We start from the raw sequence: 25,325 nt of genomic DNA, 5'->3' as shown, positions 1-25,325 counted from the left end.
GGACACGTGAAACCGCTGCGAAAGCTACTGGATCGAGTTGCTCCCTTGTTCGAAGAGGGAGGAAAAGCTAGTCGGCTTTATCCGCTCTACGAGGCGCTCGATACATTTTTGTACTCACCCGACGATCGCACTTCAGGGTCGCCTCATGTTCGCGACGCGATGGATTTGAAGCGAATCATGTCGATTGTGGTGATTGCCCTGTTGCCGTGCACGCTCATGGCCTTTTTTAACACGGGTTATCAAGCAAATTTAGTGATGGATGCGGAAGGGCTGACCTCGGTGGCCGGATGGCGAGGACAGCTGCTTGCCCAACTGGGAGTCGGTTACGATTCGAACAGCCTCATCGACAATATATTGCACGGTGCGGTTTTCTTTTTACCGGTTTACCTTGTCACGATGACGGTGGGCGGGCTCTGGGAAGTTCTTTTTGCCTGCGTTCGGAAGCATGAAGTCAATGAAGGGTTCCTGGTAACGGGTTTGCTGTTCCCGTTGACTCTTCCACCTACGGTGCCCCTTTGGCAGGTGGCGATTGGTGTGAGTTTTGGTGTCGTGATTGGAAAAGAAGTTTTTGGCGGAACGGGTCGAAACATTTTAAATCCAGCACTCACCGCTCGGGCGTTCCTTTTCTTCGCTTATCCGGCGAATCTTTCGGGAGACGCGGTTTGGACCGCCGTCGACGGTTACACCGGTGCGACTTCGTTAGGAGCGCTGGCAACGGCCCCCGTCAGCACGGGGATGGAAGCGATTACGGAAGGGATTCATGTCACTTGGTGGAACGCGTTCTTGGGTCTGATTCCTGGGTCGATGGGCGAAACTTCCACGCTGGCGTGTCTGTTTGGTGCCGCCGTTCTGATTGCGACGGGGATTGGTTCCTGGCGGATCATGGCTGGGATGTTAGTCTCTGCCATGGGATTCTCCACACTGTTGTGGTTGGTGGGAAGTAATACGAATCCGATGTTTCAAATGCCCCCATGGTGGCATTTTGTTGTCGGAGGCTATGCGTTCGGTTTGGTCTTCATGGCGACCGATCCGGTATCCTCGGCGATGACCGATACGGGGCGTTGGTTTTACGGGGCTCTCATCGGCGTCTTGAGCATCTTGATTCGAGTGATCAATCCTGCCTATCCCGAGGGCGTCATGTTGGCGATTTTATTTGGCAACGTGATGGCACCCTTGATCGATTATTTTGTTATCCAAGCAAATGTGAAACGAAGGGTGGCCCGCAATGTCGCGTGATTCCGTTGGTCACACATTGATCGTCGCGACGGTGCTCTGCATCGCCTGTTCGTTGCTCGTTTCGGCAGCGTCTGTCGGCTTGCATCCTCGACAGGTGATGAACAAAGAGCGTGATCGTCAAAAGACGATTTTGGAGCTGACCGGGTTATATCAAGAGGACGTTCCGATCGAGGAAGCGGTCAAGGCAATTGAGACTCGTGTCGTCAATCTGGATACAGGAGAATATGTGCCAGAGGACCAGATCGACCCTCAGAAGTTTGATCAACGGCGAGCTGCGGGTGACCCGGCGAAAAGCATTGCGATACCCGTTGCTGAAGATGTCACGGGGATTGGTCGACGAGAGAATGATTCGATTGTTTACCTTGTCAATCAAGATGGAAAGCTAGACCAAATCGTCTTGCCGATTCGGGGCAAGGGACTGTGGTCAACGATGTACGGCTATTTGGCGTTGGACAGCGATGCGGAAACGGTGCGTGGCATTACGTTCTACGAACATGGTGAAACACCCGGACTAGGCGGTGAAATTGAAAACGTCCAGTGGCAAGATTCATGGGTTGGAAAGCATGTTTACGACGGAAATGGTGATTTGTCGCTCAAAGTCATCAAGGGAATGGTTGATATGAAGCGCCCGGATGCTGAGTATCGGATTGATGGTATTTCGGGAGCCACCATCACCGCGAATGGTGTGACGAACATGATTCACTATTGGCTCGGCCCGCAGGGCTTTGAAAAATATTTGGACCGGCTACGTGCGGAAGGAGTGGCTCAATAATGGCTGCCACGAAACCAGTTGATGTGCTGATGGATCCGGTTGTGAACAACAATCCGATCGCATTGCAGATGTTGGGGATTTGTTCGGCACTCGCGGTCACGTCGCGGATGGATACTGCTTTGACCATGAGTATCTGCGTGATCGTTGTCGTGACAGGTTCGAATGTGGTTGTGAGTATGATCCGCAGTCAGATTCCGAGCAGCATTCGAATTATTGTTCAGATGACGGTAATTGCATCTTTAGTGATTCTTGTGAGTCAAATTCTTCAGGCCTTTGCCTACGGACTGTCGCAGCAGATGACGGTCTTTGTCGGGCTGATCATCACAAATTGTATCGTGATGGGTCGTGCCGAAGGATTTGCAATGAAGAACGATGTGAAAATGAGTTTCATGGATGGCCTGGGAAATGGGCTCGGCTACAGCGCAATTCTGTTGGTCGTGGCGAGCATTCGAGAAATCACGGGAAGCGGGAATTTTTTCGGTATCGAAATTTTGAAACGAGTCTCAGACGGTGGTTGGTACCAACCGAATGGATTGATGTTGTTGCCGCCCAGCGCGTTCTTCTTGATTGGGCTCATTATTTGGGGTTTGCGGACTTGGCGTCCGGACCAGGTCGAACAGGAGTAGGACGGTGGAAAGTCTTTTAAGTCTCTTTATGAAGTCAGTCTTTGTTGAGAATTTGGCGCTGGCCTTTTTTCTCGGCATGTGTACCTTCTTGGCCGTTTCCAAAAATGTAAAAACGGCGATCGGTTTGGGTGCCGCCGTCATCCTGATTCAAACGATCACGGTGCCTGCAAATAATTTGATTTTTGGATATCTATTACAGGAAGGCGCGTTGTCATGGGCCGGGTACCCGGATGTTGATTTGACGTTCGTCGGCTTGATTTGCTACATCGGGGTGATTGCGGCCGTGGTGCAGATTCTAGAAATGGCACTTGATCGGTTTTCTCCTTCGCTCTACCACACGCTGGGAATCTTTTTGCCGCTCTTGACAGTGAACTGCGCGATTCTTGGTGGGACCCTGTTCATGGTCCAGCGAGATTACACGTTTACCGAGAGCGTGGTTTACGGTTTTGGCTCCGGATTCGGTTGGGCACTAGCGATTGCGTCGCTGGCCGGAATTCGGGAGAGAATGAAATACAGTAATGTGCCTGATGGGTTGCGTGGTTTGGGGATCACCTTTATCACGGTTGGTCTAATGGCTTTAGCGTTTATGGCGTTTTCGGGAATCAAACTATGAGCGCCGTCTGGCTCGGTGTTGTCGTTTTTACGAGTGTCGTACTGATGCTCGTCGTTGTCATCCTCGTTGCTCGCTCGATTCTCGTGCCTAGCGGCGATGTGCAGATTGTTGTCAACGGTCAAAAGGAACTCAGTGTTCCCGTTGGTGGCAAACTATTGGGATGTCTTGCGGATAATGGCGTCTTTGTTTCGTCCGCCTGCGGTGGGGGTGGCACTTGTGCGCAATGTAAGGTTGTCGTGGCGGAGGGCGGTGGCGAGATTTTGCCAACCGAAAAGTCTCACATCAACAATCGGGACGCACGGGAGGGTGTTCGATTATCGTGTCAGGTCGCTGTCAAGCACGATATGAAAGTTGAAGTTCCACCGGAAGTGTTTGAGACGAAGAAGTGGCAATGTAAGGTTCGATCTAATCGTAACGTCGCCACCTTTATCAAAGAACTTGTGTTGGAATTGCCCGAGGGGGAGCAGGTTGATTTCAAGTCGGGTGGCTTTATCCAGATCGAAGCACCACCTCACGAAGTTCGATATGCCAACTTCGAAGTAGAGGATGAGTACCGATCTGATTGGGATAAATTCAACATGTGGCGTTTCGTCTCCACCGTTGACGAACCTGTCGTGCGTGCCTATTCCATGGCCAACTATCCGGGGGAAAAAGGTGTGATCATGTTGAATGTTCGCATTGCTTCTCCACCACCCCGCGCTCCGGAAGGTACGCCACCAGGGAAAATGTCCTCTTATACCTTTGACCTTAAGCCGGGTGATGAAGTCACCATTTCAGGCCCTTACGGTGAGTTCTTCATCAAAGATACCAAAGCCGAAATGGTCTACATCGGTGGCGGTGCTGGGATGGCGCCCTTGCGAAGCCATATCTTTGATTTGTTTCGAGGTGGGGAAACGGATCGTAAGGTTTCGTATTGGTATGGCGGTCGGAGTTTGACGGAGTTGTTTTACACGGATGATTTTCGAGAAATCGAACGAGAATTCGATAACTTCAAATACAACATCGCGCTGTCGGAACCTCTGCCCGAGGATAACTGGGATGGTTACGTCGGATTTATCCATCAGGTTCTCCTAGAACAGTACCTGAAAGATCATCCCGCGCCTGAGGATATCGAGTATTACATGTGCGGACCTCCAATGATGATTTCCGCTGTGAAGAAGATGCTCGAAGATCTAGGGGTTGAGCCTGAGAGTATTGCGTTTGATGATTTCGGTGGCTAAGCGAGACAGCATGTATGGCTGGGCAGACTTGAGAAACTGGTTCTCCAACTTGAAAGCTCCCGTCATTTTGGGGCTGTTTGTGATCTGTAGCGGATGCGGCGAATCCGTACGGACCTCACCCGTGCTACACGGGCCTACCATGGGGACGACTTACACCATCAAGCTATCGGGTCTACCGAGCGGGTTGGTGTTAACACAGGTGCGCGCTGAAGTCGAAGCGCAGCTCGAACAAATCAATGATTGGATGTCGACGTATCGCGTGGATTCTGAAATTTCACGTTTTAATCGTGCGCAAAAGGGTGAGTGGATCGACGTTTCCGAGCCGACAACTCAAGTTGTGAAAATGGCTCTAGCTCTTCATCGGCTTACGGAAGGGGCCTTTGATCCAACAGTGACCCCTTGGGTTGAGCTCTGGAATTTTGGCCCGGATCCACGTCGACGGCGTACACCGACTCAGGCCGAAATTGACGCGGCAGGGCAGTGGGTCGGAGCCGAACAAATCGCGGTTCGTGCCGATCCTCCGGCCCTTCGAAAGCGGGCAGTGGGCCTGAAACTCGACCTTTCAGGCATCGCCAAGGGATTTGCCGTGGATTGTTTGGCCGAGATACTGGATCGACACGGTGTGAAAGGCTATATGATAGAGATAGGTGGAGAAATTCGAACCCGTGGCTTGAATGCCAAACAGCGCCCTTGGTCGATTGGGATAGAAGCTCCGCAGGATGATCATCGCATGATAGCTTTGGTTCTTCGCCTGCGAGACAGTTGTCTGGCTACCTCGGGTGATTATCGCAATTTCTTTGTCGAGGACGGAAAACGTTACTCGCACCTAATCGATCCGCGTACGGGTCGACCGGTCGAGCATCAATTGGCGTCGGTAACGGTGCTTGACCGTTCGTGTGCTCGAGCGGATGCGTTGGCGACGGCCATGATGATCATGGGTGCGGACCTGGCAAGTGAATTTGCCGAGTCGCAAAACTTGGCCGCAATGTTTCTCGTGCGCACGGATGATGGATTCGTGCAACGAATGACAAGCCGATTTGAAAAAGAGACGGAAACTAAAGTAGACCGATGAAAATCTTCTTGTTCAGTTTTGTTTTGTTTCTGATTTCCATCGTTGGCATGATGATCGGAGTCATTATGCGCCGTCGTCCTTTGCAGCCTTGCAGTCGGTATGCAACAGGCGATGCAAAGATTGATGGTGTCTCCTGTGACCTTTGCACGCGTTTCTCTCGCGAATGTGATCGTGAGAGCGAAACGGTTTCCCAAGCCGATGGAGAAGTGACATGACGGGTCCACGAGTCGCTCGCGACATTATGAAATCAAAGATCTTCACACTCAGTCAGGACATGGATCTGCATGATGCGGCCAAATTTTTGATGCGGCACAAGATATCGGGTGCGCCGGTTGTCGATGAGCACGCAACGTTGGAAGGGATTCTCACCGAGAAGGATCTCATGACGGCCTTAATTGACGCAGTCTATGAAAATTTGCCCTCGACAAAAGTTCGCTCCTACATGAATGTCAAACCATTGACCGTTGCGGAAGATATGGGCATCCTCTCGATTGTGCAAATTTTTCAGACAAAACCGTTTCGACGCCTTCCGGTCGTGACTGAAGGTAAGCTTGTTGGGCAAATAAGCAGACGGGATGTGCTCGAAAGTGTCGTTCGCTTGATTGAGCCGACCCAGGATCACACCGCTGCAATGCTCTATTTGAGTGCGTTACGCGACGCGGATGAATCTCCGTTTCAGTAGGTCAAGAGTCTTTCATCTTATTGCTCCACGGGATATCTAACGCTTGACATGGCCGAGTCAGAGAAATGTTTTGTTTGAGCAAGCGTGTTGCTGTTAAGCAAGCAAAAGGAGATGCGTCATCTTTTCCGCCTATCTGCAAGCTTTTAAGAATCACGATTTGTTACATCAACGAGTGTTGTTCGTTCTCAACGCACTGCCGACCGAAGTACAGCGTGATTTTCTGGACGATCAACGTTTTCGAGTTGAATTGGACAACTACGAACCCGGCAAAGGTTGGAGTCTGCTCGTACCTTCGCCAGGGCCTGGTGAGCACGTAACCCGTTGTGTTGTCTTGAGGCAGAACCTGAATGATTGCTCTGAGCCTTTCGCGTTGTACGTGATCGCTCATGAGTTCGCGCATGCCTACCTACGGAACGGAGGTTGGGGGACTATCTCTGATGTAGAGCAAGCGGCCGATGCACTCGCCGCGAGTTGGGGATTTGATCGACCGGCTGCTTACGGTTGATCGAGTCCGTCTTTGCCGGCTCACTACACGTCAAATCTAAAGAATGCATTGTGAATCGACGCTTGGTGACCAAAATCACTTGCTAAGTTGCCAGGGTTGTAGGACACTGAGTTGCTGTCATTTAAAAACTGGCCAGCTGTTATTTCAGAACAGCTTTCTCAACATATCTAAGCAAGTCATGTCAAATACCGTTCACTACGTACTGTTAAGTTTCCTCTTGGGTGTTTGTGTAACGGCAGTCCATGCCGATGGGGTGAAGGATAATCATCCCGATCAGGTCCGGCCTGTGCCGCCGATGGGCGTCGCGGTTGAGGCCAAAGACCGTCACCGGTTGGCCGAGGAGCTTTCCAAGCTGGAGCACGCCATTGAAAAGTTGCAAACGCTCCCGAACGCGCCTTTAGAGTTATTGCCCGATGTGGAGATCTTTGCACGAGCCGTTCAGCAAGGACTGCGGCATCGTGAGTTTTTTTCGAAAACCGATGTGGAAAATGCAATGCGAGTCGTTCGTGAGGGACAGCAACGGGCCGAAGCGTTGTTGGCGGGTAAGGCTCCTTGGACAAAAAAGACGGGCTTAGTTGTTCGAGGTTATCGATCAAGAATCGATCAAACGGTACAGCCTTATGGTCTTGTGATTCCCAAATCATATCGCGAAGCTGGAAACGATCGGTATCGCTTGGATTTGTGGTTTCACGGTCGAGGTGAACGGTCAAGCGAATCCGTGTTCATTGCAGAGCGGATGTCGAAGATCGGACGCTGTCAACCGGAAAATACAATCGTGCTTCATCCGTATGGCCGTTATTGCAATGCGTTTAAATTTGCCGGCGAAGTGGACGTGCTCGAATCTTTGGCACATGCAAAACAGCAATACCGTGTAGATGACAATCGTGTTGCCGTTCGCGGTTTTTCTATGGGAGGGGCCGGCTGTTGGCAGATGGCAGTCCACTATCCTGACATGTTTTTTGCCGCCAATCCGGGGGCCGGCTTTTCGGAAACCCCGGAGTTTCTCAAGTCGTTTCAGCAAGAGACGCTGCGGCCGACTTGGTACGAAAAAAAATTGTGGCAAATGTATGATTGCACCGGGTATGCAACGAATTTGTTTCAATTGCCGACCATTGCCTACAGTGGTGAATTCGATATCCAAAAACAGGCCGCCGATATCATGGAACAGGCATTAGCCGATGAAGGCTTGCGCCTGACTCATGTCATTGGCCCCGCAACCAAGCATTCCATTCATCCGGATTCGATGCAAATCATCGAAAGTAAGCTTGCCCAGATCGCTGAACGGGGCCGCCCTCAGCTTCCTCAGGAAATTCGATTTACCACCTACACGCTCAAGTACAATCGCAATTTCTGGTTGACGTTGACCTCCCTGGCCGAACACTGGGAGCCAGCAAGGGTGACAGGGCGTATTTTGCCGGCTGAGAATCGAATTGCGTTGGAGATGGATAACGTTACGGGGTGCCAACTGCGAATTCCTGCCGGCCACAGTCCTTTCGCTGCGGATCGTCCAGTGACCATTGTACTGGAGACGACCGGATCTTCTTCAGCAGAACAGGTCACTCGACAAACCCTGCTGACCGACCGCCCTGGGAGTGATCAATCCTGGGAATGTGATCTCCGTTGGGATGGCGTTCAGTGGCAGCAAGGTTCGTTGGAAAACTCTGGTTTGCGAAAGCGTCACGGATTGCAAGGGCCGATCGACGATGCCTTCATGGATTCGTTTGTGATCGTTCGACCGACAGGGAAATCCTACTCAGACGCGTTGGCGAATTGGTCAGAATCCGAAATGAATCGGCTCGTGAAGGAGTGGCGACGACATTTTCGGGGCGATGCGGTCGTCAAGCGAGATGATGAGATTACCGCTGCAGATATCGAATCGAGTCATCTGATTTTGTTTGGTGATCCCCAAAGTAATTTGATTTTACAATCCCTGATTGATCGGTTGCCTGTTACATGGACTGCCAAGCAGTTAACGCTGGACGGAAAGAGTTATGATGCCACGACGCACGCGCCTGTGTTGATCTATCCAAATCCGAAGAATCCTCACAAGTACATCGTACTCAATAGCGGTTTTACCTATCGCGACTATGCGTATTTGAATAATGCGAGGCAGGTGCCAAAGCTACCCGACTGGGCGGTGGTCGATTTCAAAACCTCTGCAAATTCGCTGTGGCCGGGGGAAATCGTCGAGGCGAACTTCTTTGATGAAGATTGGCGGTTTAAATAGCATCGTTCGTTCAAGTTCATGCGATGGATCGTCGTGCTTTGATATGGGTTGAACATCTTTCCCCACTGCGTCATGATTGGCCAGGTAGCCGAGTTGCGGTTGATTGCCGCCGTGATTCACGTTGAAATGCTTGTTGGAAAGAGTGGAATGGTTGCGGTTTGTCGTTTCGAACGGAATTTTTTGTCGCTTCTATTGGCAGCTCTTACCGGGTTCTGTGGAGGATGTGAGCCACGAGCTGAAACGACGGCCGCACTGCGTTTGGCTGTTACGACAAGTACCAGAGACTCCGGCCTATTGGATGTTTTGATCCCGCAATTTGAAAAAGCAAATTCAGTCCGGGTGGATGTTGTGGCCGTCGGTACGGGAGCTGCATTGAAACTTGGTGAAACGGGTGATGCAGATGTTGTGTTGGTGCATGCCCGCGAAGCGGAAGATGCATTTATGCGAGCTGGGCATGGTAGTCGATACGAAGAAGTGATGTACAACACCTTTGAGTTGTTGGGGCCGAAGCACGATCCTAGCGAAATCGGCTCACTCGATCCTGTTCAGGCCTTGAAGGCGATTGCCAGCGGTGCACATCCATTTGTATCTCGAGGAGATCGAAGCGGTACGCATCAGCGAGAGCTTCAGCTCTGGAAGCATTCGGGAGAAGTACCGTCTTGGTTAGATTACATCGAGACTGGCCGAGGGATGGGAGCGACGCTCGTGATGGCGGATCAATTAAACGCCTATGTATTGAGTGACCGGGGCACCTATTTGCGGTTCAAGTCGAAGCTTGCATTGGTGCCCTTAATCAAGTCGTCCGAGTTGCTGAAGAATCCGTATGGAATCATGGTTGTTAACCCTGAAAAACATGTGGGTACCAACAGTAAGGTGGCTCATCGATTTGTTGACTTTATGATTTCACGCGATGTTCAAGAGCAGATTCTTGAATATCGGGTTGCTGGAGAGTCGCTTTTTTATCCGTTAAGACTTTCCCCTCGAACAAAGAGTCTTTGATGGACTTAATTTGGAACGGAAGTCGTGAAGCGTTTCGATTGCTGATCCATTTGGATTCCGCGGTTTTGGATGCCGCATTCCGGAGTCTCTGGATTTCGGTATTTGCGGTCAGTGTGGCAACGTTTATCGGGGTACCTCTCGGAATCGGTTTGGCTCGTGTGAACTTCCCGTGTAAACGGTTGTTGGTCGTAGGATGTCGGTCATGCATGGCGTTTCCGACCGTTTTTGTCGGGCTTGTCTGTTTTGCTCTTTTCTCTCGTCGGGGACCTTTGGGACCTTTGGAACTCCTGTACACACCTTGGGTGATTGTCTGGGGGGAGTTTCTACTTGCTCTGCCGATGATTGTTTCGATTACACACGGTGCAATCAAATCATTGGATCCCCGGGTTAGCGAAACTGCTTGGACCCTTGGAGCGAATAGATTCCGTCGCTGGGGAACCTACGTTTCTGAAGCACGCGTGGGAGTAGTTTTGGCTGTGTTAACTGCCTTTTCGAGATGTGTTACCGAATTAGGCATTGCAATGATGGTGGGCGGCAATATCAAAGACCGAACTCGCACTTTGGCTACAGCAACCGCGTTGGAAACCGGAAAGGGAGAATTTGGACGTGGGATGGCGATGAGCCTCATCTTATTAACGATTGCAATGGGAGTCACCTTTTTCATTGTTCTGCTCAGTCGTGAGGAGGACTGAGATATCTGAGCTTGCCTGAATTCTTACGTCTTAAATTTCAAACTGACCTTTTCCAACGGTCTCAGCCTCTCATGATTACCATCAAGCAACTGCGAGTGCAGAAAGAGGGTCGTACAATTTGTGCGATACCAGATCTGTTCGTTCGAACGGGTGAGCGAGTCGCCATTCGCGGTGCTAACGGTTCCGGTAAGTCGACTTTGCTTCGTCTTTTGGCTGGACTCGAAGATGACTATCGGGGCGAATGTTCGCTTGATGCTGCTTGGCGAGAGCGAGTGTATGTGCAGCAGGATCCATTGTTGTTTCGCGGTACCGTTGCCTCCAATCTGTTGTATGGCTTGAAAGCACGAGGCGTCAGCCAACCGGAATGTGAACAGCGAAAGCAGCATTGGCTTGATCGATTGGCTTTAAGCGATCTTGCGAATCGTCCTGTCAGCGGACTCTCTGGGGGTGAGAAAAAACGCGTCGCGATCGCTCGTGGTCTCATCGTTCAGCCTCGGTTGGCTTTGCTAGACGAACCCTTCGCCGACTTGGATGAGACAGCTGTCGCCGCAGTGGCGACTGTGTTGGAAGAAATGTCGGAATGCACAATCTTAATTGCATCGCCGACACAACTCCCCGTCGGGTGTACGACACGAGAAATCCACTTGGAAAGTCAAGCACGAAGCTAACTCATTCACCGGTCAAATTGCGATAGGACCCATCTTGGCGACTCTCCGCCGTTAGCCAAAGTTTTTTTGGGTGGGAATCTGTTTTCTTAACAAGAAAACGATTTCCGATGCGAATGGTTTGTTGAGGATGCTTGGAGTCGGCGAAAGATCGGCTCGGTAGATTCTGGTCGTTCAGATGCCTGATTAAGTGACAAGATAAGCCGCTATTTGGGCAACTCGCCTGCTGTTTCTCCTGCAGGATTAACGCGAACGATTCCTCGTTAAGAGTAAGTGATGCTTGCTCTTGATTCCCGCTGCAAAGCGGAGCGAATATCGAAGTGAACGCCGCGCGGAAAGCTGTCTTGTATTCCGTGTTCTGGAGCCAGTTAGGGGGAAACTTTATGTTGAATCGTTCAGCGTCAACGAGTGACAGAGACCACCCAGCACCGCAGCACTTTTCCCGCGAATGTTACGAATTGATCGATGCCGTTAAAGAGTCTCGGCTGGACGCTTGGGAGCAGTTGGTGCGTCGTTACAGTCCACTGATTCGATATTGGTGTCATCAAATGAATGTTGCTCGTGATGACGTACCGGATCTGCAACAGGATATTTTTCGGGCGGTCGCCAATGGAATTAGTCGTTTTCACTTCAATCAAAAGGGAGACAGTTTTGCGGTTGGTTGCGCACGATAACCCAGAATAAAGTTCGCGATTACTTTCGACGAAAATCGCGTCGTGTGAATGCGGTTGGGGGGGCAACGCATCAACAAGTACTCAGCCAAATTCCGTGTCGGCAGTTGACTACAATGGTAAGTGCGGAACAGCAAGATGAACGAAGCACTCAATGTAATCCAGATTTGACTGCGATGATCGAACGCGTGAAGTTAGAGTTCGAGCCTCGTAGTTGGCTTGCCTTTTATCGCACGGCCATTGACGGTCAGCAGGCCAATGTGATTGCAGAGGAGTTAGGAATGACTCATGCGGCTGTTCGTAAAGCAAAGTCACGGGTGCTTCGTCGCCTGCGAGAGGTTTTGACCCTGTAGTCGTCGGAGAAGAGTTTGCTGATTTTTCGTGATGGTCACACGTAAAGCTGGATTTTCTTGAATTATCTTAAGCACTCCATGAAAGACTTTTTATCGATGCAATCCTTCGGTTAGCCCACCGCATGGCTTACAGCTGATCTTGTGACTTTGTTTTCCCTCTGATGGTGCTCTAGCAAAAAAGAGGTTGATGAGCACTCACAATTTGGTTTTTGTGATCGTTGAGGAAAACGGTAATCTGGTAGGGTGCTGGAATTGCAGTACGAAGAAGGCCGTTCGTTTGTTAACTTATTCGAAAGCTTAGGGGAATTGGCAGTACGATCATGGCCGGTTAACCTGCGTTGAAGCCTCTTTTTGATGAACATCCCAGGCAGCGATAAAGTAGATGGCAAACGATTTGGCGAACATGCGGCGAATTCAGAGAAGACAAAAGGTTTGGTTGTTAGTGTTTTCGATGCTTTCTTTTGCTTTGTCGTATGCGACGGCGATCGTCTTGGCACGTGGATTGGGAGCAGATGGCTATGACAATTACGCCGTGGCTGTATCGTTTGCAGCCATTCTGGCCACGTTGGCAGAAATGGGCACTGGAAAGTATGCGTTAAGGATCATGCCGGCATATAGCGAACGTCACGACTGGTCCGCAGCTCGCGGCTATCTTCGTTTTAGTATGCGTTGGACTTTGATCGCGAGCCTTTCGTTGGCAATAATCGGAGCCGTTTGGGAATATTCAAGGGACGGAGTTTTTGGGAATTATGCCTTGGGCGTTGTTTTGCTGTTTCTGCCGGCGATGGCTTGGGTCGGTGCAGGAAGCGAATTTGTCACTGCGAATCAAGCGGCCATTCGATCCGGTTTTGTAACTCGTTTGCTTGTTCCGGGGGTTACACTCTTACTTGCCCTGCTGTGGATCGAATCTCGCTTCACACTGACGGCAACTTCCGGCGGTATTTGCTACGGCTTGGGGTGGTTGGCAGGCGTCATCGCGGTTTACTGTCTTGTTTTACGTACAACGCGGAAAGAGATACTGAACGCGACCCCTGTGTTCAAAAATAGTGAGTGGCTCAAGAGTATTTGGCCTTTCTTATATTTTGCTCTGTTGATTAGCGTGCTGGCGAAGATCGGGGTGATCATACTCGAGGTCGTTGCTCAGAATGAAGCGATTGTTTCCATCTATTCTGTTGCTGCGGAAACCGGCATGTTCATTGGGATCGTAGCTAAATCGACTGACAAGCTGTATCTGTCGAATGTCTCCACGTTGCTCGAGCGTCGAGATCTGGATGGATTAAAGCATTTAGCGCGAGTCCGATGGCTGTGGATCGGGTCGATCACCTTGTTGTTTCTGAGTGCAACCTTCTTTTTTGGCAAGCAAATACTCGCCATGTTTGGTGAGGAATTTGTGGAAGGATATGCTGCATTGTGTGTCGTCGCGGTCTCCTCGAGTGTGTGGACGATGAATTCACTCACCCCCGCCTTCCTTAAATATCTTCATCGGCAAAAACTGGTTGTGATTACGACCACGTTGACTGTATTGATCCACGTCTTATTTTGTGTGCCACTAGGTTATTGGTTTGGTGCAACTGGGGCCGCGGTCTCTTACGCGATTCCTGTGATCGGGATGTACTTGATGATGGCTGTCTTGGCGAGACAGGAACTGACGCGAATCAGTGCAGACTGAGCATGATGCTCAACGGCGATTCGGGCTTTCTGCAGATCGAACGAAGCCTGAGTGATTCCGTGTACCGACCTGATGCAGTTGGTAGCCGGTGCGAAAAACGGCCGATGGTAGCTGTTTATTGATTGGGATTGGTGAGCTGCTCGTTGACGCCACGCGAGTCCACAATCGTCTGGGCCCGGGAGCGCCAATCTGAGGGGAATTTCCAAGTTGGCTGGAAGTTTTTGATTTCGACTGCATTGATTGCAAATTCTTCCGGTGCATAATTCTCGACCGGAATTTGTGCCGGATCTGCGCCTGCTAGGACACGGCCGGCTATCAAACCGCTGGCATGCCCCACTGTTTCGTAGTCAGCTCCTAAGCAAAAGAGGGCGCCTCGTTCGATGTCGGCAGGCATGCTCGTGAAGACCGGTACGTCCCCGTCGCGGGCGTTCGCAATGAGGGTGTCCAAGGCAGCTGAAACGGTGCTGTCTCCACCGACCCAGAATGCTTGCACGTCGCGAGCCATTAATGCCTTCGTCCCATCGAGCACTGCGGTTGAGGATTCGACGGTCGATTCGAGTGATTCAATCCCTAATTTCTTGCAGACTTCCCTCGCTTTTATCGTGGAGGCTTCGGAGTTGGGTTCAGCGGGGTTCCAGACCACGCCGACTCGATTTAACTTTGGGTTTGCCTGTAAGGCTGCCCTGAGAACAGCCTCAATGGGTTGGAGTGTACCAATACCTGTCATATAGGGCGGATGCTTTGATGGGGCTTCGCGATCAATACCGATGCCGGCGCCCCAGGGATCTGTGGTAAGGGTGAATATGTGGTGCATTTGCGTGTCTTGATTGGATCCAGCAACCGCCTGAAGCACTGGTGTTGAAAGCGTGATCACCCTATCGAAAGTACCTGAGGTCGCTTCTTTTGCGATGAGGATGGCGGTCGGTCGATCACCTTCTGCGTTGTAAAATTGGAGGTTAAGGTTTTCACCATCAACGAAACCGGCTTCCTGCAATCCAGCCAGAGTGCCCGCTTGACCTTCCTCCAACGTCGGGCTGGATATGTAGTTGACGACAGCAGGTAATCGGCTCAATGCCTCGCAACGTCGAACGCGTCTAGCGGGACGACTGCGACGGGCACCGATCATTCAGGGAACTTAGATAGCGATGGTGTTGCCTGCTCGCGAGCACCTACGCTTTCTTGGCGAGGTAACCTGGGCGTTACTCGGCTTTCGAGAAATCAGGAAACGCCACTCATGGGGTTGTGACCAATCGCACAGGCCATCCCTACGCTCGATGTTTTTGCACGAATGTTTAAAAGTAAACATGCAAGGGGATGGCCGGCGGTCGAAGCGTGCGTGAGAGTTGGCCAGTTGGGGGCCGGCGTTGTATTGCTTAATAGCTATTGCCAGGGTGGATGATGTTAAGCCGGGTTTGCGATTGAGTTAAGGATTCTTTGCATTTCGTACCCTGACTGGATATGATCTTAGCCTGAAATGGTCGTAGTCGTTGTCTTCAGCAAGCTAGAAACCTTGAGGAGCGTTTATTGATGAATCGATCCACACTGGTGCTTGTCCATGCTCTTGTTACCACTTTGTTTGTCGGTCTGGCCGGACATATCCATGCGTCATATGTCTTGCCGTCCGGCTTAAGCCCCGGTGACCAATACCGGTTGGTCTTTGTGACGTCGGGGGCGAGGGATGCGTCATCGGCGAATATTGAAGATTACAACGACTTCGTTAAATCTTATGGCGATCAAGCAGTCGTTTCTAATTGGAAGGCAATTGTGTCGACCGCCACGGTGGATGCGAGGGATAACACCTCTTCAAACCCGACTACGGACGGCGTAGGCGTCCCAATTTACAATCTAATGGGTGAGTTGGTCGCGGACGACTACTCGGATTTATGGGGAGGAGAACTCAAGTTACCAATTAAATACAATGAGGAGGGAACGGAGCTATTCAGCTGGGTATGGACCGGGACTTCCAGTGATGGGACAGCGTTAAGTGACGGCGTTGGTAGCCCGAGCACTACTAGTTCTCGGGGATCATCGTTGGGAGACGCTGCTTGGTCCTTAAAGAACAACAACAACCCTCTTTCCGTCCTCGACAGCTTCTATGGGATGAGCACTGTGCAGACGGTAGAGCCAGAAGCCGTCCCCGAGCCGGCTCGGTGATCACTTGGACGTTGCTAGGTATCGTCGGATACATCGGTACGTTGTGGAATCGTCGCCGCAAAGCTGGCTGATTTGTTCGTTGCCAAACAACGGACGACTTCCAAGCATCGTCCCAAACCTGATCGTCCTTTGACATTCCGGTTACCGGGATTTCTCCGTAACAAGTTCGGGGGGATAGATCTTCGCACCCCGCTCCTCGGCCAATCCAGGCGGGGTGATGACTCGGCAAATCATCGTTTCGCCTGAACGTCTCCTTTCCATTGGTTACCTCGTTTCGTTGTGGGGTTGTTTTGAAGGGGAATATTCGATGAGTCCGCTGAATCGATCGCTGCAGCAAAGGCGCACAAAGCTAGCGCCAAAAATTTGTAAACCGCTAACCATTCAGCTTCTGCGGCCATTCTCGCTCTTTGCTATATCGCATACCCTTTTCCGTCAAACTCATTGGCTTACCCTCCCGCTCTCGTTGGACTAGCCCGGTTTCGAGTAGCCCAGGAAGGTTGTTTATTATCGTCGGGCGAGAAGGTGTCTTCACGTCATTCGCTATCGCATTAAGAGTCATCTCTTTCGGCTTGTCACCGGTAGAGTGAAACCAAAGATTCTTAATTATTTGTTCACCATGCTCTGTGATAGCAGCGTCTGGTTCAGAGCCTGCTTCGATGCAATCAATCACTTGCTCTGCTAAGACGCTTTGCACCCAGACTCGATCTTCGGCGGTTAGCTGGAAGGCCCCACTACCGCAACAGTGATAACAAGAGCCACTCGGTTGCCACTGATCGCGGCGTTCCAAGAGTCCAGTCATTGTGTCCAGTAGGCCGTCTGCCCATTCGATGGCTTGGACTGTCTGCCCTGAAAGGAGTTTTGGATCAACGGTCTCACATACGGGCTGCCAGTAACCGCTTTTCGAATCCATCCCTACCCTGACCAAGCGTCTCTCCGTCTCGCCTGCTTGAGGCTTGCTGGATCGACTGAAGATCGAATTTGAAAAGCTTCCTGGATAACCGGTTTTATACATCAACTGCTGAGTCGTTTCATCGCACCACACGACAGCTTTAAACCTCTTGGCCGTTCTTGCCCCAAGGTTGTCGAATCCAACAAAATCCGGCGAAAAGAACATCTTGAATGACTTAGGGTCTTCGCCGTCGCCGTCGCCGAAGATCGCTACCGGTCCGGTGCGGGGATTTTGACGCAAGGCGTGCGCGTATCCCTCCAATTGAAGCATTTGGACGAAGCTAGGCGGTGTGGTGGGTTGAGCTTCAAGGAGAGTTTCAAGACCTTCTTCGTGAAAGTCCAAGGGGTCGATTTCGTCAACATGCCATCCGTCTTTATCCGGCCAGCACATGGGACACTTGGCATGACTCCAGTCCCAATGATTCAGCAATACCCGAGTTTTTTCCTTGTCGGACAAATGATCTTTCGCATACCGAATGACTGTCGTCATATCCGCTGCGAGACCAGCTAATGCGCTTTCCCCCGAAAGCTCTGATAAGCCACTGCCGCAGATTGCGGTTGATAATGAGACTCTCACCGAATGCCCTTGATCGTCTGGTGCATCAAGGCGAAACGCTGGCCCCAGATTGGCTCGCTGATGTAGAAGTTCACCGCGATACAAAAGTCGCTTGGCGGCGAGGTAAACCTGTGCGTCAATTGCTGTCTTAAGGTCGTCTTTCACAGTAGGCCTCCAAGCAGCCAGATGTGGACGTGATCTGTGATAGCGGTAAGTCGTTCGACTTCGGTAGCTTTGGTATCGCGTCGAGCGTTTTGGTCTTTTCAGTCGGTGGCCAAATGGGGGAGGCCGGCCAGCAGCCGATCGTTGCGATCTCGATAATCGCGCATCGTCTCCTAGTATCGCTCAGATTCTTCTTGGGCGGTTTTCCATTTCGGTCCGAAGCAGATAGTCCGCCGGTTGATCTTCATCGTGTCGCTTCCCTCCCGATCTTTTTCGACTAATAACCCGTTTTCTACCATGTGAGAGGGAAGTCGGGGTACGGTTTTGCGGGCTTCCATGACTTGGTAGAATTGCGTCTTGCCATCTGTGATCCTTCCTTGTTCAAAGACGCAACTGGCAGCCCTGCTAGGTAATGACTGGTAGGGCACTTTTATGACACTCGGTGTACTTTCGGGACCATGGCAACCGCCCGAAGCAACGTCAATCCGACTGTATCCCGGGAAATAAAGCAAAAGCGCCCATAGCTCAGCTGGATAGAGCAACGGACTTCTAATCCGTAGGTCGCAGGTTCGAATCCTGCTGGGCGTGCTTCCTCTGGTCACCGCTAGACCACGCACCGCGAGTTGACTCTCAACCGTGGTCACAAAGCATTTTTGAAAGCCGCGTTATAACGTGTTTTATGGCAGCGACTTACGTCGACGGCTGGTTGAGTAAGACTCTCTGGGTTGGTCGCCACATTCGATCACGGGCCGCTGACTGCCGTCAAAGTTCGAACTCCGGCACCCCTGCTCTCAGACTCTCTCCTGTTTTAGGCTGCGTAAGTTAGCGATGTCGCTATTCGGTAGTGCGACTGTGATTCGAACCATCGCGAACGGCGATGACCTGCGAGCAAGAATCCTGCGCGATGATCGTAATCGCACAATATGGTGCCGCGGTCAAAGGACCGAAGCGACTTGGCTACCAGCCGAAATCTGGTCGGTCGATGCAACCGCCGCGGCTTTGGGTTCCGCGCAACTTGCGTCGGTCTTGCAGCAGTCATCTTGCCTATTGCCCGGAGAGAATTTCGAGAACGTCGAGAATTCGTGATGAGTGATCGGGCTGCGCGGGCTTTCAATACGTGGCGTCTATCGTTTCGGCGTCTCGCATCTCGCGTGCCCATTAGTGTCGATTTTGTACTCAATGCGTACAATCACCAAGAGATTTTCCAAAAGCCCTTCAACGAAAAGACACGCTATGCGTTTCAGTCTAAAAACGTTTCTGTCCGTTGTTTCCAAGGCGACGGGTATTGATTACCCCCGCGTTTCAAATCTGCGTTTCAGTCTAAAAACGTTTCTGTCCGTTGTTTCACTCGCAGCTTTGGCTATGTTCGTATGGGTGCGGTACCTCAACGTCGAGGAACATTCGATTAGAGCTGCGGTGTACCTGCACAACTGGGAAATGCTGAACACGGACCCAGATCGCCTTGCGGAGATGATGCAATTTCAACTGCCGCCAGAGGAGCGAAAGAGTGCAGCGCAGATGGGGGTGTTTTTCGCTGATCTTGGTGGTGGGGTCGGAATCAAACCCGCATTTCATAGTTTTTGGTTCAAGACGAAGGCAACGTATTGGAATCGCGAGGAGAAAATGGAACTCTTGCATCGCAAGATGACGGCATTCTTGGAAAGCAGCCCAGAATTGGAGGTAGAACGGGTCGAGGTTGAAGAGTACTCATTGGAGTACTCCTCGGAAAACCAGACCCGTGAGCGAGTGTACTGGCGTAGAACGTTCGACACTTATCCGCCTGAAAACTCCTCGTAGATGACGTGTTATCGGCGGTAGCATCGACATTCAATCACAGAGGGACTGATGCGTGTTTGCGTAACGACTAGCTGAAAACGGTTGGACCAACCGACTGGATTTACTCCGGCGGCCGCCGTCGGTCTCAGACACCGCCGACACTTGCGTGAATCGACGTCATGGCGACAAATCCGCCAATTTGTTCCCCCACCTGCTTTGCTGCACACTCCAATCCATCACCCGAACGATCCGCCGCACCTCGATCTCCGTGATTGGGTCCGACCCCGACTCGACGCGAGGCAAGAACAGAATCGTCTCCTGAATGTTGGGAGCCAAATTGACCAGCCACATAATGTGCGTCATGCGGGCCGTTGTGACCTGAGCGTAGTGGGCAAGCTCCGACTGATTCTTAATCACGCCGTTACGAATCAGCTGTTCGCACTGCATCGCCAACGCCATGACACGGGACACACGCGGGATCCGGCCGGTGGGTCGCTCGGCGGGAACGTCTTCGCTCATGACCTTGCGACCGTGACTTTGCCGGTTCATTTGGAACTGGCGTTTGATGGTGATAGCGCCGTTCATTGCGTCGCACGTGATTGCGAAGTGGGATGTCTGATTTCGTGACGCATTCGTTTTTGAACACCGAAAGCAACCCCTTCGTCGTCAGCTCCTGTCGCCAAACATCTTGCGTCAAACTTTCGAAATAGAGCCGCTTCGAAGAGGGTAGTTTTCGGTGTTCTTTGTTGGGTCAACAAGCCAGCGCGACACTGCTTTCATAGGCTTTAAAAAACAACGCAGTGAAAGCCATTTAGGGCAACGCCTTACGGCAGCAGTACGTCTCAAACGACTCTCTATTTTGCCCGTTTTCGCCGCTCCTGCGCTGCCAATCGGCGTCTAATTCCGAACTCCGTCGCCTTCACGCTCAGACTCTCGTCTCATTTTAGCTGTATCAGTTAGCCTGATCGCTTCTCGGTGGGTCGGGTGAGATCGGGCGTTAGAAGAGGCAAGGTCACTCACAATGCCTCTTATTTGCCTTCTTCTGACCTAGTCAGGTTGAATTTACTTTTTCTGAGGAATCAGTTTGATAAATGGAGAATTGCGCGGCTATTATGTGACTTGAAAGTAATAGGTCAACCAATAAGTGGCTTGAAAGTAAAGTCAACCAACCAGACGGTTACAACACCCATGTCAATCAAATCTTTGCCTCTCCGCTCAAACATGCCATGGCGACAACTTGCCGAAGATCGCTCTATGTTACTCAATCTTGACAGCGGAGAGTACTACGAGCTTCGAGGTGCGGCGCCGTACATCTGGATTCATCTCGATGGCAAGATGTCCCTGGAGGAAATTGCCCAAAAATTGGTCAGCGTTTATGGAATCGATGAGAGCCGAGCTCGAAACGACTTGAACGCACTGATTAACGATTTGAATAGCAACAGTCTGTTGGCCAATTCGGCAAACGGTCCGGGCGCAGATGATCTGTCAGACGGAAAAAACATTGCAACGAGAGAAATGCCCTATGAGACACCTACGGTCAGTAACAAAGGCAATCTCAAGTACCTTGGTCAACTGGATTGAATGCATGACATCCGTTCCGGATATATGTTGATTCCACACGGCCTAAACGAACTTTTAAAATGTCGATTACCAGTTAGGATGACGCACTCCGAGTTCCCGGCAATGGCGTCGATACATATAAAGACTTCCTTTCTAGTAAGTGACCGCCACGCTGTTTGGGGATCTTCATGACGCAACGCGGATTAGAAATGGATGCTGATCAGCTCCCATCCCGGGCCGTGTTGTTCTATCGCGTCATGGCTGTTCCGGTGGCAGTCCTTGTAATCCTGACTTTATCTTTCATGATAAGCCGGGAGCCTTGGCGAGGTGTGGGGGTATTTCGTTATTGGGCCCTGGGCATTGCTCCCGCTATTATTCTGGGTGGCATCTGTTTTCTAATACCGCTCCGCTTAGAGTCGGCAGAAAGATGGTATCGAGCCCGTCCTGTTTTTTTCGCTTTGCTGGCTGCCACACTGCTCGCGACTGCCTGCTATTGGGCGTACCGATTTCCTTCTGGAAGACGGCAGCTCATGGCGATTGTTCTAATCGTCATTTGCTCACTTGAATGGGCAAGTCTTTTATTTCGATTGCGCAAGTTGCTTCTGAGCGCGGCAATGTTTGCGTTGCTGTTCAGCCTTGTGGTGTTGTTTGAAGCGATTGATGCGAAAGCTCGCCCAGTGATCTGGGGTGCATCGTCAACCATGTCGAGAACCTTCCCGCGAGTTAGTCCCTTTATCGGTCCAGGGGGGCGTCTCAATCCCGGTCTCGACAATTGGATGATTCGGAGTGCTGCGGAGAATCCACATCGGGTTTGGATCCACACCAACAGCAAGGGCTTCAGAAATGAAGCTGAATTCAAGATTCCCCTAACGCAATCCATGTTTTCCATCCTTAGTCTTGGCGACTCCTTCAGCAACGGTTTTGGCATCGACCAAACTCAGTTCTACGGTTCACGACTGCAATCGATATTGCGACGTTCTTTTGACCCCAGCACTTTTGTCATGAATGCTGAAGTATCGGACCCTTGTTATGGGCTACACTTTCTCGAAGCTCATGGCATTGCATATCGCCCGAAGTTAATCATCTACAACCTATCCGGAAATGATGCCGTACAATCGCTTTGGGGCTGCGGTCCCAACGGAGTATTCCGACTCGATCCCGCAGGTAACCTGCAGCTAAGAGAAGATCGAAACTTAAGCCACGGGCACCGCCATGAGTATTGGGACGAATACGTCTATCCAGTCCAGGGAAATGTCAGTAAAGAAAACTCGCTCACCGCAGGCTACATGACAAATGAAATCTTGCAGAGCATTTTGCAGCTAAGACTTATCGATCGGCTAGGCGATGCCTTTATCACGCGCAATCAAGAGATTGTCTCTTCACAACGTGCTGGGGAGTTGACTGCGTCGTCTGCGATGAGACTCGAAGGGGATGATGGTCATAAGCGTCTTTTTGACGGATTTCCAAATCTTGGAATGGCGTATCGCAAAGAATTACCACCCAAAAAGGCCGCTCTGGCGATGCTTTTTGGACTGCTCGAGTCAATGGAACACAAAGCGTCAAGCATCGGCGCGGACTTCCTTGTTGTCTATTTTCCGCAACGGCATCAGGTTCAAAAACAGGATTGGGAAATGATGCGGCAGAGGTGGAACCTCGATCTGGATGATTTTGACCTGGACTACGAAGCCAAAACAATCGGGCGATTCTGTTCAAAGCATGGCATATCCTTTGTCGACCTAACCGGTTCTTTCAAGCAAGCAGCAGAAAATGACAACATTTTTCTCCCATTTGACGGGCATCCTAATGAGATAGGGCACGAACAGGCAGCCCGGAAGGTGGCTGCATGGATCCAGATCGCTATCAAAACGGTTTTCTCTCACCCAATAGGCCATCGACAAATCGTCGTAAGAAGCAAATGAACCAAGTCAATCAATCCTGTGGCCTTCTTTTCTGCTTTAACGAAGAAGAAATCATTGGAGACACCATCGCGTTCTACCTATCGCAGGGGATTGACCTGGTCGTCTTCGACAATGAATCCACTGATGACAGCTCCCGGATTATCGACTCTTTTCGGCAGAATGGGAGCCGATATCCCGGGCAGATCAGGGATGTCCTCAGCATTTCGACCGAAGGATACGAATGGTGCAAGATACTGCAGTTTGCCTGTGCCTACATGCATAAGGAACTCTCTGACTACGACTGGATCTTGCTGATTGATGCGGACGGTTTCTATCATTCTCCGGTGCGTGGGCTCACCCTGCTCGAGTTTCTCAACGAGGCAGGGCGTCACGGCTTTAACATGATCGACGGTGCGTTATACGCCTTTTATCCGACTCTCAATGATGATAATTCCATCAAAAATCATCGGGAACGTTTGCGTTACTGCCAACCCTTTCCCAATCAACCGCCAGTCCAGCAGCGGATTTTTCGATATCAGCCGGACATCGACTTTTATAGTGACTGCGCGCATCGTCTTTACGGAAGCAAATTGCGAGAATGCCCGCTCAAGTTTATCTACGAACACTATATTTGGTTGTCTTTCGAACATGGGGTGACAAAAGTCTTCACCAACCGTCGCGCACGCTATGTAGATCTTCCGGGTGGTGGTCGGTATTTTTCTCACCATCTCCACCTGCTCCCCATCCAAAAAGATTTCGTTCGCGATCCCAATAATTTGTGGCTCTATGATCTAAACAGACTGCAGATTTCACGTCGATCGTTTAGCATTCGAATGGCATTAAAACCGCTCTTCGAGTTTATCTTCGCCCAACGTCGGCGGATGTTCTTCTACACCAAAAACTTTTGGGACAGTTTGGCGTATCGGTCTCGGATCGTACGATTCGATCCCCGGCGTGCGTTGCGCCGAAAGCTGCGGGGTTTCTTTGGGGCCAGCACGAAAAAAAAACCGCCAACTCCGAACCTGCCCCTTTTTCAGCCGGTAAACGAAGAAACGGTTGCTGCTCAACCGATCGTTCTGCATCGTGTTCCGACTCGCTACCATTTCCTGATGACAAATTTCTGCAATGTCCGCTGCAACTTCTGTAATCAGGATTTCAACCCTGCGAGCAAAGACCAAATGAGGCTCGCATCATTTGAGAAAATCCTGTCGCACATCCCATCAGTGACACCCTGCTATTTCAGCTTCAGCGGCGGCGGAGATCCGTTGCTGTGCCAGGATCTGATCGAAATCATTCACCACGTAGAAAAGAACCGCCCCGAGATTCGCACTTCGCTGACGACGAACGGGTTTCTGCTGAAACGCCACGCAGCGGATCTGGCCAGAACCAGCCTGGACGAACTTTGGCTCGCCGTGCACGGCGCAACGACCGAGACCAATAACCGGATTCTGCAAACATGGGCAAGCGAAGATGTGTTCGGAGCGTTACCAATCCTCGAGCGAGAGTTGGTTCGCGTTGGAAATACCTCGATGAACAAGGTTTTTTACATGGTCGTTTCACAAGACAACATCGAAGAACTGCCGGCCCTGATAAGCCGGGCGAATGAGTTTGGAGTTGGACGAGTTTATGCTGCGTTATGCCGCTACTATCCCTGGGATCAGTACCGTAGTCAAAACGGCCAGCGACCGAAGCAGGAAGAATCTCTTTACTACGACCAACAAAGGTACAACCGAGTTATTGAGCGAGCACACACCCTCGCCAAATCTGTCGGAGTTGAATTTGGGCACGACCCAATGTTTGGCCAGAAAAAAAAGAGTCGCTCATGCCGGGAGCCTTGGGAACGCGTCCTTGTCGACTTCGATGGCACTGTTTACCCTTGCCTGGGAGGCGAAGTATGGTTCCGAAACAAAGTCCAAAGTGGAGCGATCAACTTCGGAAACCTCATCAATGAACACATCCTCAACGTGGTGAATAGTGAAGGCTATATTCGCGCCCGAAGAAGTTGCAGCGCATTCTCCGGAGAGAACGTTCTCAAAGAATGTCAGGACTGCCACCAGACGCTGGATCTGGTTGGACCGGATGTCAAGCATGCTCACATGCTCAAAATGCCACAAATCACAGAACCGGTGTCACAAATCACAAACCGGGTGTCACAGGAATGATAGGAAAATGGTTGAGCGGGCCACCGCCGCGTGGGAGTCTTCATCGCGGCAACTGGGGTTTCCACCCAGGTTAACGTTACGATCACGGGTAGTGGTACTGATCTTAT

Annotated in this window: 25 protein-coding genes and 1 tRNA gene; 22 read left to right on the top strand and 4 right to left on the bottom strand. The window is 51.0% G+C overall.

Annotated features, from left to right (window positions below; genetic code table 11):
- The first annotated feature begins 6 nt into the window (after nt 1-6).
- From P8N76_27710 to P8N76_27635, 16 genes are all read left to right on the top strand, one after another.
- On the top strand, nt 7-1,236 hold the full coding sequence (locus P8N76_27710) for an NADH:ubiquinone reductase (Na(+)-transporting) subunit B (GenBank protein MDG2385488.1): 1,230 nt from the start codon (nt 7-9) through the stop codon (nt 1,234-1,236).
- Nucleotides 1,226-2,008 (top strand): Na(+)-translocating NADH-quinone reductase subunit C, encoded by a 783-nt coding sequence (locus P8N76_27705; protein MDG2385487.1) that lies wholly within the window; start codon nt 1,226-1,228, stop codon nt 2,006-2,008. The genes P8N76_27710 and P8N76_27705 overlap by 11 nt, the downstream gene beginning before the upstream one ends.
- Entirely contained in the window at nt 2,008-2,634 is a 627-nt protein-coding gene (locus tag P8N76_27700) for an NADH:ubiquinone reductase (Na(+)-transporting) subunit D (protein ID MDG2385486.1), read from the top strand. Before P8N76_27705 ends, P8N76_27700 begins: the two co-directional genes overlap by 1 nt.
- Nucleotides 2,635-2,638: 4 nt before the next feature.
- Nucleotides 2,639-3,247, top strand: coding sequence for an NADH:ubiquinone reductase (Na(+)-transporting) subunit E (nqrE, locus tag P8N76_27695; GenBank protein MDG2385485.1), 609 nt, complete (start codon nt 2,639-2,641; stop codon nt 3,245-3,247).
- Nucleotides 3,244-4,467 carry an NADH:ubiquinone reductase (Na(+)-transporting) subunit F gene (nqrF, locus tag P8N76_27690; GenBank protein ID MDG2385484.1) on the top strand — a complete coding sequence of 408 codons (1,224 nt, stop codon included), beginning with the start codon at nt 3,244-3,246 and terminating at the stop codon, nt 4,465-4,467. Before nqrE ends, nqrF begins: the two co-directional genes overlap by 4 nt.
- Nucleotides 4,451-5,539, top strand: coding sequence for an FAD:protein FMN transferase (locus P8N76_27685; protein ID MDG2385483.1), 1,089 nt, complete (start codon nt 4,451-4,453; stop codon nt 5,537-5,539). The genes nqrF and P8N76_27685 overlap by 17 nt, the downstream gene beginning before the upstream one ends.
- Nucleotides 5,536-5,754 carry a hypothetical protein gene (locus P8N76_27680; protein ID MDG2385482.1) on the top strand — a complete coding sequence of 73 codons (219 nt, stop codon included), beginning with the start codon at nt 5,536-5,538 and terminating at the stop codon, nt 5,752-5,754. The genes P8N76_27685 and P8N76_27680 overlap by 4 nt, the downstream gene beginning before the upstream one ends.
- Nucleotides 5,751-6,221, top strand: a complete 471-nt coding sequence (locus P8N76_27675) for a CBS domain-containing protein (protein ID MDG2385481.1) — start codon at nt 5,751-5,753, stop codon at nt 6,219-6,221. The genes P8N76_27680 and P8N76_27675 overlap by 4 nt, the downstream gene beginning before the upstream one ends.
- Nucleotides 6,222-6,378: 157 nt before the next feature.
- Nucleotides 6,379-6,726, top strand: a complete 348-nt coding sequence (locus P8N76_27670) for a hypothetical protein (GenBank protein MDG2385480.1) — start codon at nt 6,379-6,381, stop codon at nt 6,724-6,726.
- A 178-nt stretch (nt 6,727-6,904) separates the two neighbouring features.
- Entirely contained in the window at nt 6,905-8,953 is a 2,049-nt protein-coding gene (locus P8N76_27665) for a prolyl oligopeptidase family serine peptidase (protein ID MDG2385479.1), read from the top strand.
- Nucleotides 8,954-9,001: 48 nt separating this feature from the next.
- The gene (locus P8N76_27660) at nt 9,002-9,952 is read left to right on the top strand and encodes a substrate-binding domain-containing protein (protein ID MDG2385478.1); all 951 of its coding nucleotides are present in this window, start codon (nt 9,002-9,004) and stop codon (nt 9,950-9,952) included.
- On the top strand, nt 9,952-10,644 hold the full coding sequence (locus P8N76_27655; GenBank protein MDG2385477.1) for an ABC transporter permease: 693 nt from the start codon (nt 9,952-9,954) through the stop codon (nt 10,642-10,644). The genes P8N76_27660 and P8N76_27655 overlap by 1 nt, the downstream gene beginning before the upstream one ends.
- Nucleotides 10,645-10,715: 71 nt before the next feature.
- Nucleotides 10,716-11,312, top strand: coding sequence for an ABC transporter ATP-binding protein (locus P8N76_27650; GenBank protein ID MDG2385476.1), 597 nt, complete (start codon nt 10,716-10,718; stop codon nt 11,310-11,312).
- A 380-nt stretch (nt 11,313-11,692) separates the two neighbouring features.
- Nucleotides 11,693-11,983 (top strand): hypothetical protein, encoded by a 291-nt coding sequence (locus P8N76_27645; protein ID MDG2385475.1) that lies wholly within the window; start codon nt 11,693-11,695, stop codon nt 11,981-11,983.
- A gap of 104 nt (nt 11,984-12,087) precedes the next feature.
- Nucleotides 12,088-12,333 (top strand): hypothetical protein, encoded by a 246-nt coding sequence (locus P8N76_27640; protein ID MDG2385474.1) that lies wholly within the window; start codon nt 12,088-12,090, stop codon nt 12,331-12,333.
- A 382-nt stretch (nt 12,334-12,715) separates the two neighbouring features.
- Nucleotides 12,716-14,002, top strand: a complete 1,287-nt coding sequence (locus P8N76_27635; protein MDG2385473.1) for an oligosaccharide flippase family protein — start codon at nt 12,716-12,718, stop codon at nt 14,000-14,002.
- Nucleotides 14,003-14,117: 115 nt separating this feature from the next.
- Here the strand turns inward: P8N76_27635 and P8N76_27630 are convergent, their stop codons facing one another.
- Complete coding sequence (locus tag P8N76_27630; protein ID MDG2385472.1) at nt 14,118-15,074, bottom strand: ABC transporter substrate-binding protein; 957 nt, start codon at nt 15,072-15,074, stop codon at nt 14,118-14,120.
- 455 nt (nt 15,075-15,529) lie between these two features.
- On the opposite strand from P8N76_27630, the gene P8N76_27625 reads away from it, so the two are divergent.
- Complete coding sequence (locus P8N76_27625; protein ID MDG2385471.1) at nt 15,530-16,156, top strand: hypothetical protein; 627 nt, start codon at nt 15,530-15,532, stop codon at nt 16,154-16,156.
- 373 nt (nt 16,157-16,529) lie between these two features.
- Here the strand turns inward: P8N76_27625 and P8N76_27620 are convergent, their stop codons facing one another.
- Both P8N76_27620 and P8N76_27615 read right to left on the bottom strand, forming a co-directional pair.
- Entirely contained in the window at nt 16,530-17,825 is a 1,296-nt protein-coding gene (locus tag P8N76_27620; GenBank protein MDG2385470.1) for a hypothetical protein, read from the bottom strand.
- Between the two features lie 170 nt (nt 17,826-17,995).
- A complete protein-coding gene (locus P8N76_27615) occupies nt 17,996-18,364 on the bottom strand; it encodes a hypothetical protein (GenBank protein ID MDG2385469.1) in 369 nt (122 codons plus the stop codon).
- Here P8N76_27615 and P8N76_27610 point away from each other — a divergent pair.
- Together P8N76_27610 and P8N76_27605 are read left to right on the top strand one after the other, a co-directional pair.
- Nucleotides 18,337-18,410 (top strand) — tRNA-Arg (locus P8N76_27610). The genes P8N76_27615 and P8N76_27610 overlap by 28 nt on opposite strands.
- Before the next feature lie 501 nt (nt 18,411-18,911).
- Nucleotides 18,912-19,619: a hypothetical protein gene (locus P8N76_27605; protein MDG2385468.1), complete on the top strand. Its 708-nt coding sequence runs from the start codon at nt 18,912-18,914 to the stop codon at nt 19,617-19,619.
- A 156-nt stretch (nt 19,620-19,775) separates the two neighbouring features.
- Here P8N76_27605 and P8N76_27600 read toward each other — a convergent pair whose 3' ends face one another.
- Nucleotides 19,776-20,183: a hypothetical protein gene (locus P8N76_27600; GenBank protein MDG2385467.1), complete on the bottom strand. Its 408-nt coding sequence runs from the start codon at nt 20,181-20,183 to the stop codon at nt 19,776-19,778.
- Between the two features lie 603 nt (nt 20,184-20,786).
- Here P8N76_27600 and P8N76_27595 point away from each other — a divergent pair.
- From P8N76_27595 to P8N76_27585, 3 genes are all read left to right on the top strand, one after another.
- Nucleotides 20,787-21,179 (top strand): PqqD family protein, encoded by a 393-nt coding sequence (locus P8N76_27595; GenBank protein ID MDG2385466.1) that lies wholly within the window; start codon nt 20,787-20,789, stop codon nt 21,177-21,179.
- Nucleotides 21,180-21,346: 167 nt separating this feature from the next.
- A complete protein-coding gene (locus P8N76_27590; protein ID MDG2385465.1) occupies nt 21,347-23,077 on the top strand; it encodes a hypothetical protein in 1,731 nt (576 codons plus the stop codon).
- Nucleotides 23,002-25,218: a radical SAM protein gene (locus P8N76_27585; protein MDG2385464.1), complete on the top strand. Its 2,217-nt coding sequence runs from the start codon at nt 23,002-23,004 to the stop codon at nt 25,216-25,218. Before P8N76_27590 ends, P8N76_27585 begins: the two co-directional genes overlap by 76 nt.
- The last annotated feature ends 107 nt before the right edge of the window (nt 25,219-25,325 follow it).

It is taken from the genome of Pirellulaceae bacterium, assembly GCA_029243025.1.
GTDB lineage: Bacteria > Planctomycetota > Planctomycetia > Pirellulales > Pirellulaceae.
This window is presented reverse-complemented; position numbering and strand designations above follow the sequence as displayed.

What these genes read in the sequence shown, in the direction of transcription:
- P8N76_27705 (MDG2385487.1), top strand. Translation starts at nt 1,226, where the DNA reads ATGTCGCGTGATTCCGTTGGTCACACATTGATCGTCGCGACGGTGCTC.
- P8N76_27700 (MDG2385486.1), top strand. Translation starts at nt 2,008, where the DNA reads ATGGCTGCCACGAAACCAGTTGATGTGCTGATGGATCCGGTTGTGAAC.
- nqrF (MDG2385484.1), top strand. Translation starts at nt 3,244, where the DNA reads ATGAGCGCCGTCTGGCTCGGTGTTGTCGTTTTTACGAGTGTCGTACTG.
- P8N76_27685 (MDG2385483.1), top strand. Translation starts at nt 4,451, where the DNA reads ATGATTTCGGTGGCTAAGCGAGACAGCATGTATGGCTGGGCAGACTTG.
- P8N76_27680 (MDG2385482.1), top strand. Translation starts at nt 5,536, where the DNA reads ATGAAAATCTTCTTGTTCAGTTTTGTTTTGTTTCTGATTTCCATCGTT.
- P8N76_27675 (MDG2385481.1), top strand. Translation starts at nt 5,751, where the DNA reads ATGACGGGTCCACGAGTCGCTCGCGACATTATGAAATCAAAGATCTTC.
- P8N76_27665 (MDG2385479.1), top strand. Translation starts at nt 6,905, where the DNA reads ATGTCAAATACCGTTCACTACGTACTGTTAAGTTTCCTCTTGGGTGTT.
- P8N76_27655 (MDG2385477.1), top strand. Translation starts at nt 9,952, where the DNA reads ATGGACTTAATTTGGAACGGAAGTCGTGAAGCGTTTCGATTGCTGATC.
- P8N76_27650 (MDG2385476.1), top strand. Translation starts at nt 10,716, where the DNA reads ATGATTACCATCAAGCAACTGCGAGTGCAGAAAGAGGGTCGTACAATT.
- P8N76_27645 (MDG2385475.1), top strand. Translation starts at nt 11,693, where the DNA reads ATGTTGAATCGTTCAGCGTCAACGAGTGACAGAGACCACCCAGCACCG.
- P8N76_27635 (MDG2385473.1), top strand. Translation starts at nt 12,716, where the DNA reads ATGGCAAACGATTTGGCGAACATGCGGCGAATTCAGAGAAGACAAAAG.
- P8N76_27625 (MDG2385471.1), top strand. Translation starts at nt 15,530, where the DNA reads ATGAATCGATCCACACTGGTGCTTGTCCATGCTCTTGTTACCACTTTG.
- P8N76_27600 (MDG2385467.1), bottom strand. Translation starts at nt 20,183, where the DNA reads ATGAACGGCGCTATCACCATCAAACGCCAGTTCCAAATGAACCGGCAA.
- P8N76_27595 (MDG2385466.1), top strand. Translation starts at nt 20,787, where the DNA reads ATGTCAATCAAATCTTTGCCTCTCCGCTCAAACATGCCATGGCGACAA.
- P8N76_27590 (MDG2385465.1), top strand. Translation starts at nt 21,347, where the DNA reads ATGACGCAACGCGGATTAGAAATGGATGCTGATCAGCTCCCATCCCGG.
- P8N76_27585 (MDG2385464.1), top strand. Translation starts at nt 23,002, where the DNA reads ATGGATCCAGATCGCTATCAAAACGGTTTTCTCTCACCCAATAGGCCA.